This is a genomic window from Pleurocapsa minor HA4230-MV1 (assembly GCA_019359095.1).
Classification (GTDB): Bacteria; Cyanobacteriota; Cyanobacteriia; order Cyanobacteriales; family Xenococcaceae; genus Waterburya; species Waterburya minor.
The window spans coordinates 176463-190271 of record JAHHHZ010000013.1 but is presented as its reverse complement, the minus strand read 5'-3'; the positions used below and the strand labels follow the sequence as shown (position 1 = coordinate 190271).

The 13809-nt window shown below is 39.3% G+C and carries 16 protein-coding genes; 9 read left to right on the top strand and 7 right to left on the bottom strand.

Features of this window, described 5'->3' with window-relative positions; all coding sequences use genetic code 11:
• Positions 1-5: 5 nt before the first annotated feature.
• The gene (locus tag KME09_05605) at positions 6-578 is read right to left on the bottom strand and encodes a phycobilisome protein (GenBank protein ID MBW4533394.1); all 573 of its coding nucleotides are present in this window, start codon (positions 576-578) and stop codon (positions 6-8) included.
• A gap of 115 nt (positions 579-693) precedes the next feature.
• Here KME09_05605 and KME09_05600 point away from each other — a divergent pair, with 115 nt between their 5' ends.
• Positions 694-1350: a HEAT repeat domain-containing protein gene (locus KME09_05600; protein MBW4533393.1), complete on the top strand. Its 657-nt coding sequence runs from the start codon at positions 694-696 to the stop codon at positions 1348-1350.
• Positions 1351-1450: 100 nt separating this feature from the next.
• Positions 1451-2431, top strand: a complete 981-nt coding sequence (locus KME09_05595; protein ID MBW4533392.1) for an SDR family oxidoreductase — start codon at positions 1451-1453, stop codon at positions 2429-2431.
• A gap of 296 nt (positions 2432-2727) precedes the next feature.
• Here the strand turns inward: KME09_05595 and KME09_05590 are convergent, their stop codons facing one another.
• Positions 2728-3780: an EamA family transporter gene (locus KME09_05590; protein MBW4533391.1), complete on the bottom strand. Its 1053-nt coding sequence runs from the start codon at positions 3778-3780 to the stop codon at positions 2728-2730.
• A 137-nt stretch (positions 3781-3917) separates the two neighbouring features.
• The gene (locus tag KME09_05585; GenBank protein MBW4533390.1) at positions 3918-4181 is read right to left on the bottom strand and encodes a DUF1816 domain-containing protein; all 264 of its coding nucleotides are present in this window, start codon (positions 4179-4181) and stop codon (positions 3918-3920) included.
• A 643-nt stretch (positions 4182-4824) separates the two neighbouring features.
• Here KME09_05585 and KME09_05580 point away from each other — a divergent pair.
• The gene (locus KME09_05580) at positions 4825-5415 is read left to right on the top strand and encodes a hypothetical protein (protein MBW4533389.1); all 591 of its coding nucleotides are present in this window, start codon (positions 4825-4827) and stop codon (positions 5413-5415) included.
• Positions 5416-5702: 287 nt separating this feature from the next.
• Here KME09_05580 and KME09_05575 read toward each other — a convergent pair whose 3' ends face one another.
• From KME09_05575 to purE, 3 genes are all read right to left on the bottom strand, one after another.
• The gene (locus KME09_05575; GenBank protein MBW4533388.1) at positions 5703-7946 is read right to left on the bottom strand and encodes a filamentous hemagglutinin N-terminal domain-containing protein; all 2244 of its coding nucleotides are present in this window, start codon (positions 7944-7946) and stop codon (positions 5703-5705) included.
• Positions 7947-8281: 335 nt separating this feature from the next.
• Positions 8282-9157, bottom strand: coding sequence for a fatty acid desaturase (locus KME09_05570; GenBank protein ID MBW4533387.1), 876 nt, complete (start codon positions 9155-9157; stop codon positions 8282-8284).
• Positions 9158-9370: 213 nt separating this feature from the next.
• Positions 9371-9862 (bottom strand): 5-(carboxyamino)imidazole ribonucleotide mutase, encoded by a 492-nt coding sequence (gene purE, locus KME09_05565; GenBank protein ID MBW4533386.1) that lies wholly within the window; start codon positions 9860-9862, stop codon positions 9371-9373.
• Between the two features lie 139 nt (positions 9863-10001).
• On the opposite strand from purE, the gene nagA reads away from it, so the two are divergent.
• The 6 genes from nagA to KME09_05535 all read left to right on the top strand — a co-directional run bounded on the left by nagA (position 10002) and on the right by KME09_05535 (position 13421).
• Positions 10002-11186: an N-acetylglucosamine-6-phosphate deacetylase gene (nagA, locus tag KME09_05560; GenBank protein ID MBW4533385.1), complete on the top strand. Its 1185-nt coding sequence runs from the start codon at positions 10002-10004 to the stop codon at positions 11184-11186.
• Positions 11187-11353: 167 nt separating this feature from the next.
• A complete protein-coding gene (locus KME09_05555; GenBank protein MBW4533384.1) occupies positions 11354-11590 on the top strand; it encodes a ribbon-helix-helix domain-containing protein in 237 nt (78 codons plus the stop codon).
• On the top strand, positions 11572-11910 hold the full coding sequence (locus KME09_05550) for a type II toxin-antitoxin system PemK/MazF family toxin (GenBank protein MBW4533383.1): 339 nt from the start codon (positions 11572-11574) through the stop codon (positions 11908-11910). The genes KME09_05555 and KME09_05550 overlap by 19 nt, the downstream gene beginning before the upstream one ends.
• A gap of 155 nt (positions 11911-12065) precedes the next feature.
• Positions 12066-12293, top strand: a complete 228-nt coding sequence (locus KME09_05545; GenBank protein ID MBW4533382.1) for an AbrB/MazE/SpoVT family DNA-binding domain-containing protein — start codon at positions 12066-12068, stop codon at positions 12291-12293.
• Positions 12290-12706, top strand: coding sequence for a PIN domain-containing protein (locus KME09_05540; GenBank protein MBW4533381.1), 417 nt, complete (start codon positions 12290-12292; stop codon positions 12704-12706). Before KME09_05545 ends, KME09_05540 begins: the two co-directional genes overlap by 4 nt.
• A 91-nt stretch (positions 12707-12797) precedes the next feature.
• A complete protein-coding gene (locus KME09_05535) occupies positions 12798-13421 on the top strand; it encodes an alpha/beta hydrolase (GenBank protein ID MBW4533380.1) in 624 nt (207 codons plus the stop codon).
• Positions 13422-13434: 13 nt separating this feature from the next.
• On the opposite strand, the gene KME09_05530 is transcribed toward KME09_05535, so the two are convergent.
• Positions 13435-13773: a hypothetical protein gene (locus KME09_05530; GenBank protein MBW4533379.1), complete on the bottom strand. Its 339-nt coding sequence runs from the start codon at positions 13771-13773 to the stop codon at positions 13435-13437.
• Positions 13774-13809: the final 36 nt, after the last annotated feature.

Below are 13809 nucleotides of genomic sequence, written 5' to 3'. Positions count from 1 at the left end.
CATCATTAGTCCGCAGCAGAAAATTGACTCATGGATTGAATCAAGCGATCAAAATAAGGTTTCAACTCATCTTGTGTCGCTGGTTCAAAATGCTTAAGACTAAAAACTTTTAACTGTTCCAAGCCTAAAATCATAGCATTTAAAGGAACTTGTAGCTCTTGATAAAGCTGTTCCATATAGTTCAAACCGCGATCGCTAGTGTAGTCGATTTGTTGACCACTAACTCCGTAACTAATACAGCGAAGAAAGTGCCAAAAGTCACGCCAGCAGGCTTCTGCTCGCACGGGTGGATATAGACCACCTCCAGGTTCAGTAATCCCTGGATTAGCATCTAACACTACTGCTCTAGCATTAGAAACTATCTCGACAACGCGATCGCGCAATACTTTTCCCTGAGCTAAATTAGAGGCTAAATTAGGAGCGATCGCCTCTATCTGAGCTATATCTTCATCAGTTAAATATTTACTCTCATCATCTGCCTGTTGAAAAATATTCACTACCGACTCAGGATAATCCTGCCAGTCAAAACTAACAATACGCGACTTGGCGATTAATTCTTTTACTTTGTCACTTAGCATTCTTTTATCCTTCAGGTTCAGACTTATTTACTATATATCTTTCTCAAGACGGCTATTGAGCAACAACAATATAAAGTAAAGGAAACTTATAATTCTATAATTCAAATTTTAATTTATGGACATAGAACAAATCAAAACTGCTCTCAATGATGCCGATCCCCAACAAAGAATGAAGGGAATTCGAGAACTGAGAAATTATGAACCAGATCTGGCTACACCACTACTGTTAAATCATGTCAACGATCGAGAATTCTTAGTTCGTTCATTTGTGGCGATGGGTTTGGGGAGAAAACAGAGTGATGCTGCTTTTGAGGCATTGTTAATCATGATTAAACAAGATCGAGATCCAAACGTTAGATCGGAGGCTGCCAATTCCCTGTCTTACTATGGTGAAGTCGCACTCCCTTATCTTAGGGAAATGTATGAGTCTGACGATCATTGGCTAGTGCGCCGTAGTATCATTGCAGCGATCGTCGATCTTAAAAGTCCTCAAGAATTATTAGAAATCTGTGAAATTGGCTTATCAGGGGAAGATGAACCCGTGATGGAATCCTGTCTTAGCGCCTTGGGTTTGTTAGCCGAATCAGAACAAGAGTCAGCAGCCTTAAAGCTCCTGTTAGCTTTTGCTGACGATCGATCTTGGCGTGTTCGTCTTCAGGTAGCCAGATCCTTGGGTAGATATGACCATCCAGAGGCGATCGCTACTTTGAACAAATTTAAGACAGATTCCGATCATCGAGTCGTAGGTGCAGCCTTGGAAAGTATGATTTAAACTTGGTTTGATCGATCTTTGTAGAATCTAGTTCGATAAACAAATGACTCTTTGATAAAATACTTAGAGAAACGTTAAAAAATATTACAAAATTCCTTAAATGAAATTATTGGTAGTTGGCGCAACTGGCACCTTGGGTAGACAGGTAGCTCGTCAGGCTTTGGATGAAGACCATGAGGTACGCTGTTTAGTACGGAATCCCAACAAGGCAATTTTTCTCAAAGAATGGGGTGCGGAGATAGTTAAAGGAGATCTTTGTGATCCATCGACTCTTGCTCCTGCTTTAGAAGGTGTTGATGCTGTGATTGATGCTGCTACCGCTAGAGTTACTGATAATCTTCGCGCCAGAGATGTAGATTGGGTAGGCAAAGTTAATTTAATCCAGGCGACTAAAGCTGCGGGAGTAAATAGATATATCTTTTTCTCGGTACTGAATGCAGATAAATATCCTGAAGTACCGTTGATGGATATTAAGCACTGTACCGAACTATTTTTGGCTGAATCTGGCTTAAATTATACTGTGCTGCAACTTGCTGGTTTTATGCAAGGTTTAATCAGCCAATATGCCATCCCGATTTTAGAAGAGCAGGTAGTCTGGGTATCTGGAGAAAGCACTCCTATTGCCTATATGAACACTCAAGATATCGCTAAGTTTGCCGTTCGAGCTTTATCAGTGCCTGAAACCGAAAAGAAAACTTTTCCTGTGGTGGGAACAAAAGCCTGGGGTGCTTATGAAATCATGAACCTTTGTGAAAATCTCTCAGGTAAAAATACGCGAATTTCCCGCGTGTCTTTAGTCGTATTAGGTCTTCTGCGTCGCATTGCGCGCTTCTGTGAATGGGGACAAAATACCGCCGATCGACTCATGTTTGCCGAAGTTTTGGCTAGTGGGAAACCTCAAGATGCGCCGATGGAAGAGGTTTATCAAACTTTTGGGTTAGATCCTCAAGAGACTACTACTTTAGAAGAATATATGAAGGAGTACTTTAGTCGTATTATGAAAAAATTAAAAGAAATTGATTACGAGAAAAATAAAGGTAAGAAGAAAAAAGGCACAATTCCCTATCGTAACCAGTTTTAATACTACGCTTAAAGCAACAGGCTATTTAATCATAAATATTTAAATATTTAGCTTTGTTTGTATCTATTAGTGGTTAATCAGCAAAATTATTGAGGAGTCAATCTAAACTGATCGCTCCTCATACCAATTCTCTATAACAATGCGCTAAATTAAATTTAACCCCTTTGCGTCTTTGCGTCTTTGCGACGCGAAGCTAGTCCTTTAGGGCGCGAGATTTAAACTTAAAATATTAAGTGCAACCTCAAGGAGAAATGGTATTAGTTTCTTATTTCTAATTGACTTTGATTGAACGCAATTTATTCAGCTATTTTTTCTGAAGAAGTAAGCTTAAGGGAGATTTTTGGTTGAGGATTAATAGCTTGAGAAGGTTCTTCGAGTTCTAATTCATTAGTTTTAACAGTAAATTTAGCAGCGATCGCATCTCGTTGATTTATTAGATAGATACTAATGATAGTTAGGAAAACTCCTACTGATTGCAGGTTGCTCAAGACTTCCGATAGCAAAATCGTACCGAATAGTAGGGCAAAAATCGGCGTGAGGAAAGTTAAGGCGCTGAGGCTAGTTAAGTTACCTTTAGACGCTAGATAAAAGAAAATCCCATAGGCGATCGCACTGCCGAAAACCGTAGCATATCCTAATGCTAACCAGCCTTCTATTGTTATATTTTGCCACTGTTGTGATTCCTGTAGCCAGGATAGACCAAATAACGGCGCTCCCCCAATGATCATGTGCCAACCCGTAGCTACCACAGGATCGGTGTGACGACTGATATAGGGAATCATTACCGTGCCTAGCGCCATCGACAAGGAAGCCAGTAGCATAAGCCATTCGCCATTATCAAATAATCCCCACCAGTTGAGATCTACTGCTGCTAAGTCTCCCGCAAATAGACTATAGATCCAGCGATCGGGTAAGCCAATTAAACTGATGCCCAAAACGCCAATTCCTAATCCCAACCAACCCCAGAAGCCAATCACCTCAGCAAATAAGAAGCTTGACAGGAGTGCCACGGCTAAAGGCTGAGAATCGATCATTACCGATCCTAAACCTGCTCCTGTTTTGACAATTCCCTGAGCAAGAAAACCCTGAAACATTGCCCCATCAACTAAGGCAAAAGCTAAAATCCATAACCAAGCTTGCCAAGTTTTAGGCTGAGGCAACTTTAGCAAGAGTGAAACTAGCAAAACCAAAATTCCCGCAGGTACTAGTCTTACTCCTGCCATAAAAAAGGGTGTGGTGTGGGGAATTACTCCTTTCATCGCCACCATCGCTGTACCCCAAAGGAAAAAAGGAGCAATTAGCAGCAAGGCTTTAGGTAAAGATGAGGTCGAATTAGAACTGAGTTGCATTGAATATCAAGATAACAGAATACTTGTATATGAGTTTACTCAATTCTCAGATAATTTGTAGTTTTGTTAAGTTGTTTGACTGCTTTTCAGCGAATGTTGAAAAAGTTAAAGGTTTATGTTTAAACTGCAATAGCGAACTAATCGTTAAAAACATCATCTTCACAGACTGTTAGGTTTTCAGGCTGTATAGCTTGCTCCAGCTCGATATGTATACCCTGTGCTTCCTCTGCCATAAGATCTTCAATGTATCCAGGCTGAAGTGTTTTTGCCTCCAAGGGACTATCAAAAGGGCCAAAATAGTAGGTGCATCGAGGAACTTTAGTGGTTATTTTAAGCCAATAAGGTAGTCTCTTCTGCTCTTTTACTCCGAGTATGCTGAGGAATTTTGTAACCAAGGACATAATAGAACTGAAATTTTTGGTTAAATTTAAAACTATAAAAAAGCTTTTTTCTAGTATTAAAACTAGTTTTAGCGCTTGATGGCTGAGAAATAAACTAGATACTATTGAAAGAAAGGTAACTAAATGTGTATTTTTGCTTACCGTATCTCATCTATATGAGGATGTAAATCTTTCAGCGAGGAAATTACAAAAGTAAGCTACGATTTTGGCTTAAATGAGCGATCGCTCTCAGCATAACTCTCAAACTAGGCTGATAATCTTGTCTTCGATCGATTTGATTAGTTTTGTCTCTATCTTTCATTTTGCCTTTACGATCTTCCAGTCGATATTCCAGTTTTTAGATTCTACTTGTTTTAATGATTATTCGCATTTATCAAATAGATTTTTTTAATAAATTCTAGAATAACAATAATTTTTTTGTCACTCTGTTTAAATTTATTTATAAATACGATATATATTGATATGTGAATTGGCTACAAATTTACTATTATTAATTATTACGGTAATTAGGTAAAATATAACATTATTTTTTAAAGCCAATTACTCAAAAGATTTGGTTGGATAATTTAGATTGTATTTTAAATCAATAAATTAAGTAATAGATTAAAATTAAAATTGATAATTAAAAGTAATTAGATTAATTATGTTAGATGAAATCTCTATAATAGAACAGGTGGCAATTGATAAAAATAGCCAAACTAAATTACCATCTTCAGCACAAGTAGTAAATGCTTTACTTAAGTTAGAAAAAACTCCTAAAAACGAACAAGATAGCTATTATTTGTCTGATTTAGCTGGTTCTTGGAACTTGCGGTTCATTACGGGAACCAAAAAAACTCGTCAAAAAGCAGGAATTATTTTAGGTACAGGCAAGTATATTCCTAAATTAATTAAGATCCAAATTACATATAAAACTGAATCTTCAACCGTAAATATAGGGCAAGTAATAAATTTGGTAAAATTAGCTTTTTGTGAACTATCTTTAACAGGGCCAATTAGGTTTTTACCACAAAAAAGAATATTAGCTTTTGACTTCACTTATTTAAAAATTTCAGTAGGGGGTTTAACCTTGTATCAAGGATATATTCAAAATGGAGTGGAAAGAGAAAAGCTTTTTGCCGAAAAAGAACTGAAATATCAAGCATTTTTTAAATATTTTTTAATCAAAGATAATTTTATTGCTGCTAGAGGTAAAGGTGGTGGTCTAGCTTTATGGACTAGAGAAAAATCATAAATTTATAATTTAAATAAGAAATTAATTGCTCAAAATTGTGATTTTAATTAATATGACTAAGCAGATAATGTTATCTAAATAATCATGTTCTTCGCTAGATGAATTAATATCTTTAGCTCAGTTTGTCGATCCCTCAAGATGCAGTAAAAATATCTAAGATTTAAACTTACCAATAGAAATGAACTATTTTCCAGGCGATCGCCTGGTGGAAAAACATTTTGGGCGCAGAAAAACCCGATAAACTAACTCAAATAGGTAAAATAGATAAAATTACCATATTAGACTAGTTAGAATCGATTAAGTTGACAGGGAGAGAGGGGCAAATTTTGCACAGTATTAGCAATTAGCTCAACAACACCTTGATTTACCACCCAGCTATTCGCTTCCACAATTGGCTGATTTAGTTTTGTGGGACTAACTCGATCGCTAGAACTTGCTTTTAATAATTGTAAGTTAGCGTGGCTAACAACAGGGATCTGCTCGATACCCCAATCGTTCAATGTTTCCCAATAGGTAGTCTCGTGTAAAGGATTGCGGGGAATACCTCCTCGTCCAAGATCGCGAATTTGATTAGAACTAGACTCTGTGCCGACACCACAACTAGAAGTAATCTGATCTTCGGCTACTAAAGGAGACTGTTCGATATAATCTGTAACTAAGCGAGAATTAAGATCTAACGTAGAAATTGCCACATTACCCTGCTTCTGCTCAACTTCAGAACTAGCGGTAATCCGACTACTGGGATCGATAAATAGTCCTTGAGTATCAATAGAAACACTCCCGCCATTTCCTCGACTAGCATCAGCACTGATTCGATTGAAATTTAACAAAGCTAAATTTTCAGTTTTCAAGGTGATATTCCCCCCATTACCATCTTGTGCTGCGGTGGTAGAAATTGAGCTGCCGTGGTCGAGAGTGACTAAGTGATCTGCCAAGATATTAACCGAACCACCTTCACCCGATGCCGTATTGGCGACAATCTCTCCTTGAGTATCTAAATTCAAAACAGAAGTAGCAATTTCGATATCCCCTGCATTAGCCAATCCATAGTTACTTACAGATATTTGTGCTGCTTGCTCAATAGTTAGCTGGGGTGTATTAATCATCAAGCTACCGCTGTCTCCTTGGGGTTGCTGTCCTACCGGTAAACCATCAACACCTGATGAGGCAGAAAAGCCACTAGCTAGTTTAGTTTCGGCAATATTTCCTTCATTGTCTTGCGATCGCAATATTCCCTGACCAGAAAGAACGACTGACTCACTTGCATTGACTGTAATAGTTCCTCCTGCGCCTTCTCCTGCCAAAGCCTGAATCTGGCTACCATCTTCAATTACTAGCTTTCCTGTGTTGATGCCGATCTGTCCTCCTGAACCAGTTCCGCCAGTGGAAGTGCTAATAATAACAGGATTGTGATCCTTGTCACTAGACAATCTCACCCGATCTGGAGCATCGATCGTAATACTTCCTCCGGTTCCCTCGTTTAAAGTTCCAGCAGAAATTATTGAGCCGTTGCTGATAGAAACTTGAGGTGCTTCGATGAGAATATCTCCTCCCGCATTAGCGGCTTGCTCGCCTAAGCCACTGCGTAAACCGACTTGAGTTATCAATAAGCCAGCATCAAGATTAATCGATTCTGAAGCTTTAAGATTAATATTGCTCTTTGCCTCACTGAGTTGATTAAAGTCGAGGATGCCTGAACCAGCAGAGAAATTAATGGTCTTACCTTGAAAATTGACCTGACCGCTACTGTTGATTAAAGCGCGACTATTGAGGTCAATGTTAGCGAATTCTGCACCAGGCTGATAGTCAAACTGCCAACCACGATCGTCTGTTTGTAGCGCGATCGCTCCAGATTTAACTCCAGCAATTTCGAGATTACTATCGATCGCGTTGAGAGTATTTCTACCGATCGATACATCGCCACCCAACAAAGCCAAAGTATTGCCAGGGTTAATATTCAAACCAGGACTAGTAGAAGTTCGATTATGATTGGGTAGAACTTCAATCGTTGCGCCATTGCCATATTGCAAGCCAATCGGTGCGCTAATAGTTAATAAAGACTCAACTTTTGGTGCAACTGCGCTAAATTCTGTCCCGTCGGCAAAAATTAGGCGATCGCCTGTAGTTACAATCAAAGATCCACCCAGATCTAGTTGAGCATTAGCACCAAAAATAACTCCTGCGGGATTGAGCAGGAACAAACTAGCATCGCCTTGGGTTTGAATCAAGCCATCAATCTCGGAAACTGTTCCCCCCGTAACTCGACTAAAAATATTCTCAATCTCTAAAGCATGATCGAAGTTAGCTACTCCCTCAGTGATTACAGAAAACTGTTCAAAACTATGAAACAGATTTGTCCCAGACTGAATACCACCTGTAATGACGGAAACACCCCGATCGCTCTGAACCTGAGTCTTGGTAGTATTATCTTCTACTATCTGCGCCTGAACATTGCTGTCGAGCATTATTACCAGAACCGTCAGGGTGGCGGTGAATTTGCCTCCATAACCACTAACATTCGCAGACAACATAAGCTGAACCAAAGGAAGAACCTGAAGCAATGTTAGCTTATGCCAATTAAGACAGCCAGTAGATAAATGGAGTTAAATCTGCTCAAAACCAAGATCATGTAGTTCTTGTTGATTCCCGCGATCGCTATATATAGTCATTCCAAATAAAAAATATATGATCTTGTAGGGGCGATTCGCGACGCGCGACGTAATGAGCTAGTGCTAAAGCACATTGTCCTAAAGGATACACCTTCGGATATACCCTTGTCCTAAAGGATAAGCTTCGCAAATGGTATACCGCTTCGCGACGCGGAGCTAGTCCTTTAGGGCATATCCTTTAGGGCGAATCGCCTCTACTAATGTTTATGGAAGCGAATACCCAAAAAAATATCGTACAAAAAGTTTAAAAAGTTTTTGCCATCTAATAATCCTAAAGACTGTTCGCAACCCTTAGCGTCTAACAAAGGCTTAGTTTCATAATAAGCTGACTGATATTTATACCAAGGAATAGACGGCCAAAGATGATGTACTAAATGGTAGTTTTGCCCTAAAATTAGCAGATTGAGAATCGGACTGGGATAAACTCTAGAGTTTTTCCAGCGATCGCGCTCTTGAAAAGGACGATGGGGTAAATAATCAAAAAATAGACCTAAAGCCATGCCCACTACCATTGCTGGCACAAACCAAAAGTTCATTACATAACCGATAAAGCCGTAATGAATCCCCAACATAACTATCGTGATTAAAAATAGGCGACTAAGAAACCACTCTAGTAATTCATATTTACGCCATAAGCGTCTTTTAAAAAAGAAAAACTCATGATAAAAAAAGCGGGCAGCAATTAGCCATAAAGGGCCACCTGTAGAGACAAAATGGTCGGGGTCATTTTCAGGATCGTTTACATGGGCATGATGTTGTAAATGTACCCTAGTAAACACAGGAAAAGCAAAGCCTAGCATTAAGGCACTGCAATGACCCAAGATAGAATTTATTATACGATTGCTGTGGGCGCTATTATGAGAAGCGTCATGAATAACTGTTCCTGATAAATGTAATGCCAAAACATTGGCGATAAAACAACACCAATCTGGGAATTTGCCCATAAAATAACCCGTGGTTGATATTGTCAGCAACGCGATCGCTGCAATCACCATCAACACATTGGGATTTAATCCCCCAGGAGCTTTTAAATACTCTCTGGGTACTGTTCGCAGTGTTTGAGCCGACTGCATCTTTTCGTTTGCTCCTCTTACTTTTGATCTTACGACTTTTCTCAGGTAGTTTACACTAATTCCCAACCTAGGTAAAGAATTGTAAAGTATTTTCCCGAATTTCTCATTTAACGGTCAATTAAAGATTAATTTGGCTAATGTTTTCACCATTTAAATTGAAATATTGCTTGACAAGTATAATTGGGCAATAACCATACTGTAAATTATGTAAATTTACATCTGGCTCAAGTAGGTTTGATAACCTAATTTATCAAGGCGATCCTGCTTGTCAAGTACTGTCTGTGCTAAATCTTGACGATATTGTTGAATCTTATTTTGCAGTTGTGGATCACTTGTTGCCAATATTTGTACGGCAAGCAACCCTGCATTTTGAGCATTGCCGATTGCTACAGTTGCCACGGGAATTCCTCTGGGCATTTGCACAATCGAATAGAGAGAATCTACTCCCTGTAGTTGACGAGTAGTCACAGGTACACCAATCACAGGCAAAGGAGTCAAAGCAGCCACCATTCCTGGTAAATGGGCAGCACCTCCCGCCCCAGCAATGATTACCTTAATGCCTTGTTGATGAGCATTACGAGCATACTCAACCATTCTGTCTGGGGTACGATGGGCGGAAATAATTCCTACCTTATGGGGGATAGCAAAATCTTCGCAAACGGCGATCGCTTTTTCCATCGTGGGCAAATCAGAATCGCTGCCCATAATAATGCCAATTAACGGTGTAGTTTCACTCAAAGTTGTTGTTAAAATTCTTAGTTCTGTATTTTATCTTGTTTATTGATGTGATTTGACAAAATTTAGCTTTATCTTTAAACCAAGGAAATCTAGGGAGACTATTTCAATGAGAACGGATCTGTTGATTGAGAATGCGCAGATTATCGGACATGAAGGCTTATATCAATTAGCGATCGCTACAGGCAAAATTAATCAAATTAAAGAAATGTCTGCGACTAGTTCCACTGCAACCCGACTAAGATTAACAGATATTCCCAGACTAGATTTGCAAGGAGATTGGCTATCTTTAGGCGGGATCGATCTCCAAATCAATGGTGCTTTGGGTTTGGCTTTTCCAGATCTGGTAGCAACCGACTTACCCAAGCTCAAACAGATCTGTGACTTTCTTTGGCAACAGGGAGTTGATGGCTTTTTACCGACAATTGTAACTACTGCCGTGGATAAAATACAGCGATCGCTTGCTACCATCGCCCAATTTATGGCTACTCAAGACAAAACCAATACAGCAGATAATACAGCAAAAATTTTGGGAGTTCATTTAGAAGGGCCTTTTTTAAACTACCAGAAGCGAGGCGCACATCCACAACAATATTTATTACCTTTAACCATTGAAAATATTCAACAAGTTTTGGGAGAATATAGCCAGATTGTCAAGGTAATCACCCTCGCACCAGAATTAGACAGCAGCAACACAGCAATTACTTATCTGCGAAACCAAAATATTATCGTCAGCTTAGGACATTCCCTCGCGACAGCTAGCCAAGCACAGGAGGCATTCAGCCAAGGCGCATCAATGGTGACTCATGCTTTTAATGCCATGCCCAGTTTGCACCATCGCCAACCAGGATTATTAGGCACAGCGATCGTCAATCCTGATGTTTATTGCGGTTTAATCGCCGATGGCAATCATGTCTGCCCCACTATGTTAGAAATTATCCTCAAGGCTAGTAACTACGAACAGGGTATCTTTTTAGTTAGTGATGCCTTATCTCCTATCGGTTTAGCTGAGGGGGTTTATCCCTGGGATGAACGGCAAATTACCGTCACCCAAGGTACAGCCAGACTAGCCGACGGGACTTTATCAGGCACAACTCTACCATTATTAGTCGGAGTAGAAAACCTAGTTAAATGGGGTTGCGATCTAGAAAAGGCGATCGCCATGGCAACAACATCTCCCAGAAAAGCAATTAATTTATTAAGTACAAATATAACTGTTGGGCAACAGGCTAATTTATTACGCTGGCATTGGGATGAAGCACAACAAAAATTATCTTGGTTAAGGCTGAAGTAACCTGAGTTTGGGGTTATAGTTTTTTAAAAAAAACTTATCTAAAAATGTGCGATGAAAATCGTAGTCGATCTCAGAAAATGGGCCAATTTCAAAAAGGGATGTCCGTAAGGATGAAAATAATACACTATAATTTATAGTGTAAAAAATAGTATGTAATATCTTGTCAGATGGCATCAAAAAGTATCAATGTAACTATAGATGAGAAATTGCTGGCACTTTCTGATTCCTTGGTGGCTGAAGGAAAATATGCAAATCGTTCTCAATTTGTACAGGCATCTATTCAAGCTATGCTTCTCAAGCTGGATACCGAACATATCGCCGAACAAGCAAAATTGCTCAAAAAAAATAATGATACGGAAGAATGGTTTGAGGGAGAATTAGATTCTTGGCAAGAAGAATATTAAGAGGCGGTATTTATTGGGCAAAGCTCGATCCAACAGTGGGTGTAGAGCAGCAAGGGACGCGACCAGTATTAGTAATTAGCATTGAAGCTTTTAACAACAATAGTGATAGTGCGATCGCTTTTGCAATTACCAGCCAACAGCCTCAAGTTAAATATCCTTTAGTTTACGAGTTACCAAAGGATTTACTACCCAAACCATCATGGGTAAAAATTACTCAAATAAGAACCTTGAGTATTAAAAGGCTAGGTAAGTTTCTAGTGAGGATAGAGGAAACGGATTATCAAAAAGTTATGATTGGATTTAACAAATTGTGTTGCTGAGGAGACTCCTTGGTCTGTCCATTCGATTAGTTTCTCTAGTGATTAGGAAGTGTTTGTTTAAGATAGAGTATGCAAGCGCGATCGCAGAAATCTCTTCTATCGAAGGGTGTTCAATGCATATTGCAGAGATTCAGTAAATATGAAATACTGTAATTATGAAGAAAATAGTGACGATTAACGATCGCGGTACGATAACCTTACCAAAAGAACTAAGACGCAAGTATGGTCTAGAAACTGGTGGAAAGGTTGTGATAGAAGAGAGTGAAGAAGGATTGCTCCTACGCCCTGGGGTGACATTTTCTGTGGAAATTTATAGCGAAGATCGTCTGAAAGAATTTCAAGAGTGTAACGAAGATGAACTTAAGGATTTCGATCTAGAGTGAAGGTTTTTCTCGATGCCAATATTTTATTCAGTGCAGCAGCACCCAAGAGTAATGTTGCCAAACTGATCGATCTCGTTCAAAAACATGGACAATGTGTTACTAGCCCTTATGCGGTTGAAGAAGCACGAAAAAACTTGCAATTAAAACAATTTGGCTCTCTAGAAATATTTGAATTGTTGCTAACAACAGTTACTATTAGTAATAAGTTAGTTTTAGATTTACCAGTCACGATCAAATCAAAAGATATTCCTATTCTCGGTAGTGCGATCGCTCAACAATGCACTTATTTATTAACAGGAGATAAGCGAGATTTTGGGCTTTTTTTTGGTAAGACTATAGCAGGAGTTATGGTTGTTTCTCCTAGGTTACTAGCTGAAGATTTGGTAAATAAAGGGTTTTTGCCAAAGAGGTGAGCCAACGAAGGGTAGTACTAACAATTCAGGATTAAAGTTGTATGCTATAAGCTGAAAGTTGAGACAATCATGATCTGACTAAATGAAATCGATGAAGCCAACGATTGAAGCTATTTCCGCTATACCCAACCACACTCAACCGACTTATCTGCTAGTAGTGCTGCATGGTTGGGGTGCAAATTATCAAGATTTTGTGCCTTTTGCCAAGGTGTTAAACTTACCTGGCTTTGGTTATCTGTTTCCCAATGCTCCCTTCGCTCATTTTCAAGTGCCAGGGGGTAGGGCTTGGTATGCTTTAGAAAATAAAGACTTTACAGGTTTAGCCGAAAGCAGACAGCTACTCCTAGACTGGTTAACTTCTCTAGAAGCTTCAACAGGTGTTCCGCTTGAAAGAACTATTATGGCAGGATTTTCCCAGGGTGGGGCGATGACTTTAGATGTCGGGTTAACTTTGCCTCTGGCTGCTGTGTGTAGCTTTAGTGGCTATTTACATTATGAACCGCAAGGGCAATTAAACAAAACCTATCCCCCAACCATAATTATTCACGGGAGACAAGATTCTGTCGTACCGATACAGGCTGCTGTCAAGGCTAAAGATGAACTAAGCAAGATCGGTGTCAAAGTTCAGTATCATGAGTTTGAGATGGCTCACGAAGTCAGAGATGAGGCGATCGCACTTTTCCAACAGTTTATTAATCAAGAGGTGATTAAATAAAGAGATTAGCAAACTATTCTTCGTATAAGATTTGTTCAAAGCAAAATTGTCCTACTTCCACCAAAGTAGTCTCAGCCGCTTTGTCTGTTGCGGAGGCTGCGGTAAGCTGTTTAAATTCTGTCAGACTGTATTGTCGTTCAAATTCACCAAGGGTACAGTCGCATAGTCTTTTAGCTTCCACTTCGGCTAATCCCTCCTGCATGGAAGTTTGCAGACATTCCTGGTTATAGCTTTGAACAAACTCGGCAGGATATTGATGAGCTTTTTTCGTATTCACCAAACCGCTGGCAACTGCTACACCGCCTGTGGTTAGAAGAACCAGACTTAAGAGAGAATAAATAAAATATGGCATGGCGATCGCGGTAAGATTTAAACTTAATAAGGGTGA

Excerpts from the sequence above, each read along its gene's own strand:
- KME09_05595 (MBW4533392.1), top strand. The coding sequence starts at position 1,451 with ATGAAATTATTGGTAGTTGGCGCAACTGGCACCTTGGGTAGACAGGTA.
- KME09_05580 (MBW4533389.1), top strand. The coding sequence starts at position 4,825 with ATGTTAGATGAAATCTCTATAATAGAACAGGTGGCAATTGATAAAAAT.
- KME09_05585 (MBW4533390.1), bottom strand. The coding sequence starts at position 4,181 with ATGTCCTTGGTTACAAAATTCCTCAGCATACTCGGAGTAAAAGAGCAG.
- nagA (MBW4533385.1), top strand. The coding sequence starts at position 10,002 with ATGAGAACGGATCTGTTGATTGAGAATGCGCAGATTATCGGACATGAA.
- KME09_05605 (MBW4533394.1), bottom strand. The coding sequence starts at position 578 with ATGCTAAGTGACAAAGTAAAAGAATTAATCGCCAAGTCGCGTATTGTT.
- purE (MBW4533386.1), bottom strand. The coding sequence starts at position 9,862 with ATGGGCAGCGATTCTGATTTGCCCACGATGGAAAAAGCGATCGCCGTT.
- KME09_05530 (MBW4533379.1), bottom strand. The coding sequence starts at position 13,773 with ATGCCATATTTTATTTATTCTCTCTTAAGTCTGGTTCTTCTAACCACA.
- KME09_05600 (MBW4533393.1), top strand. The coding sequence starts at position 694 with ATGGACATAGAACAAATCAAAACTGCTCTCAATGATGCCGATCCCCAA.
- KME09_05535 (MBW4533380.1), top strand. The coding sequence starts at position 12,798 with ATGAAGCCAACGATTGAAGCTATTTCCGCTATACCCAACCACACTCAA.
- KME09_05555 (MBW4533384.1), top strand. The coding sequence starts at position 11,354 with ATGGCATCAAAAAGTATCAATGTAACTATAGATGAGAAATTGCTGGCA.
- KME09_05590 (MBW4533391.1), bottom strand. The coding sequence starts at position 3,780 with ATGCAACTCAGTTCTAATTCGACCTCATCTTTACCTAAAGCCTTGCTG.
- KME09_05575 (MBW4533388.1), bottom strand. The coding sequence starts at position 7,946 with ATGTTGTCTGCGAATGTTAGTGGTTATGGAGGCAAATTCACCGCCACC.
- KME09_05545 (MBW4533382.1), top strand. The coding sequence starts at position 12,066 with ATGAAGAAAATAGTGACGATTAACGATCGCGGTACGATAACCTTACCA.
- KME09_05570 (MBW4533387.1), bottom strand. The coding sequence starts at position 9,157 with ATGCAGTCGGCTCAAACACTGCGAACAGTACCCAGAGAGTATTTAAAA.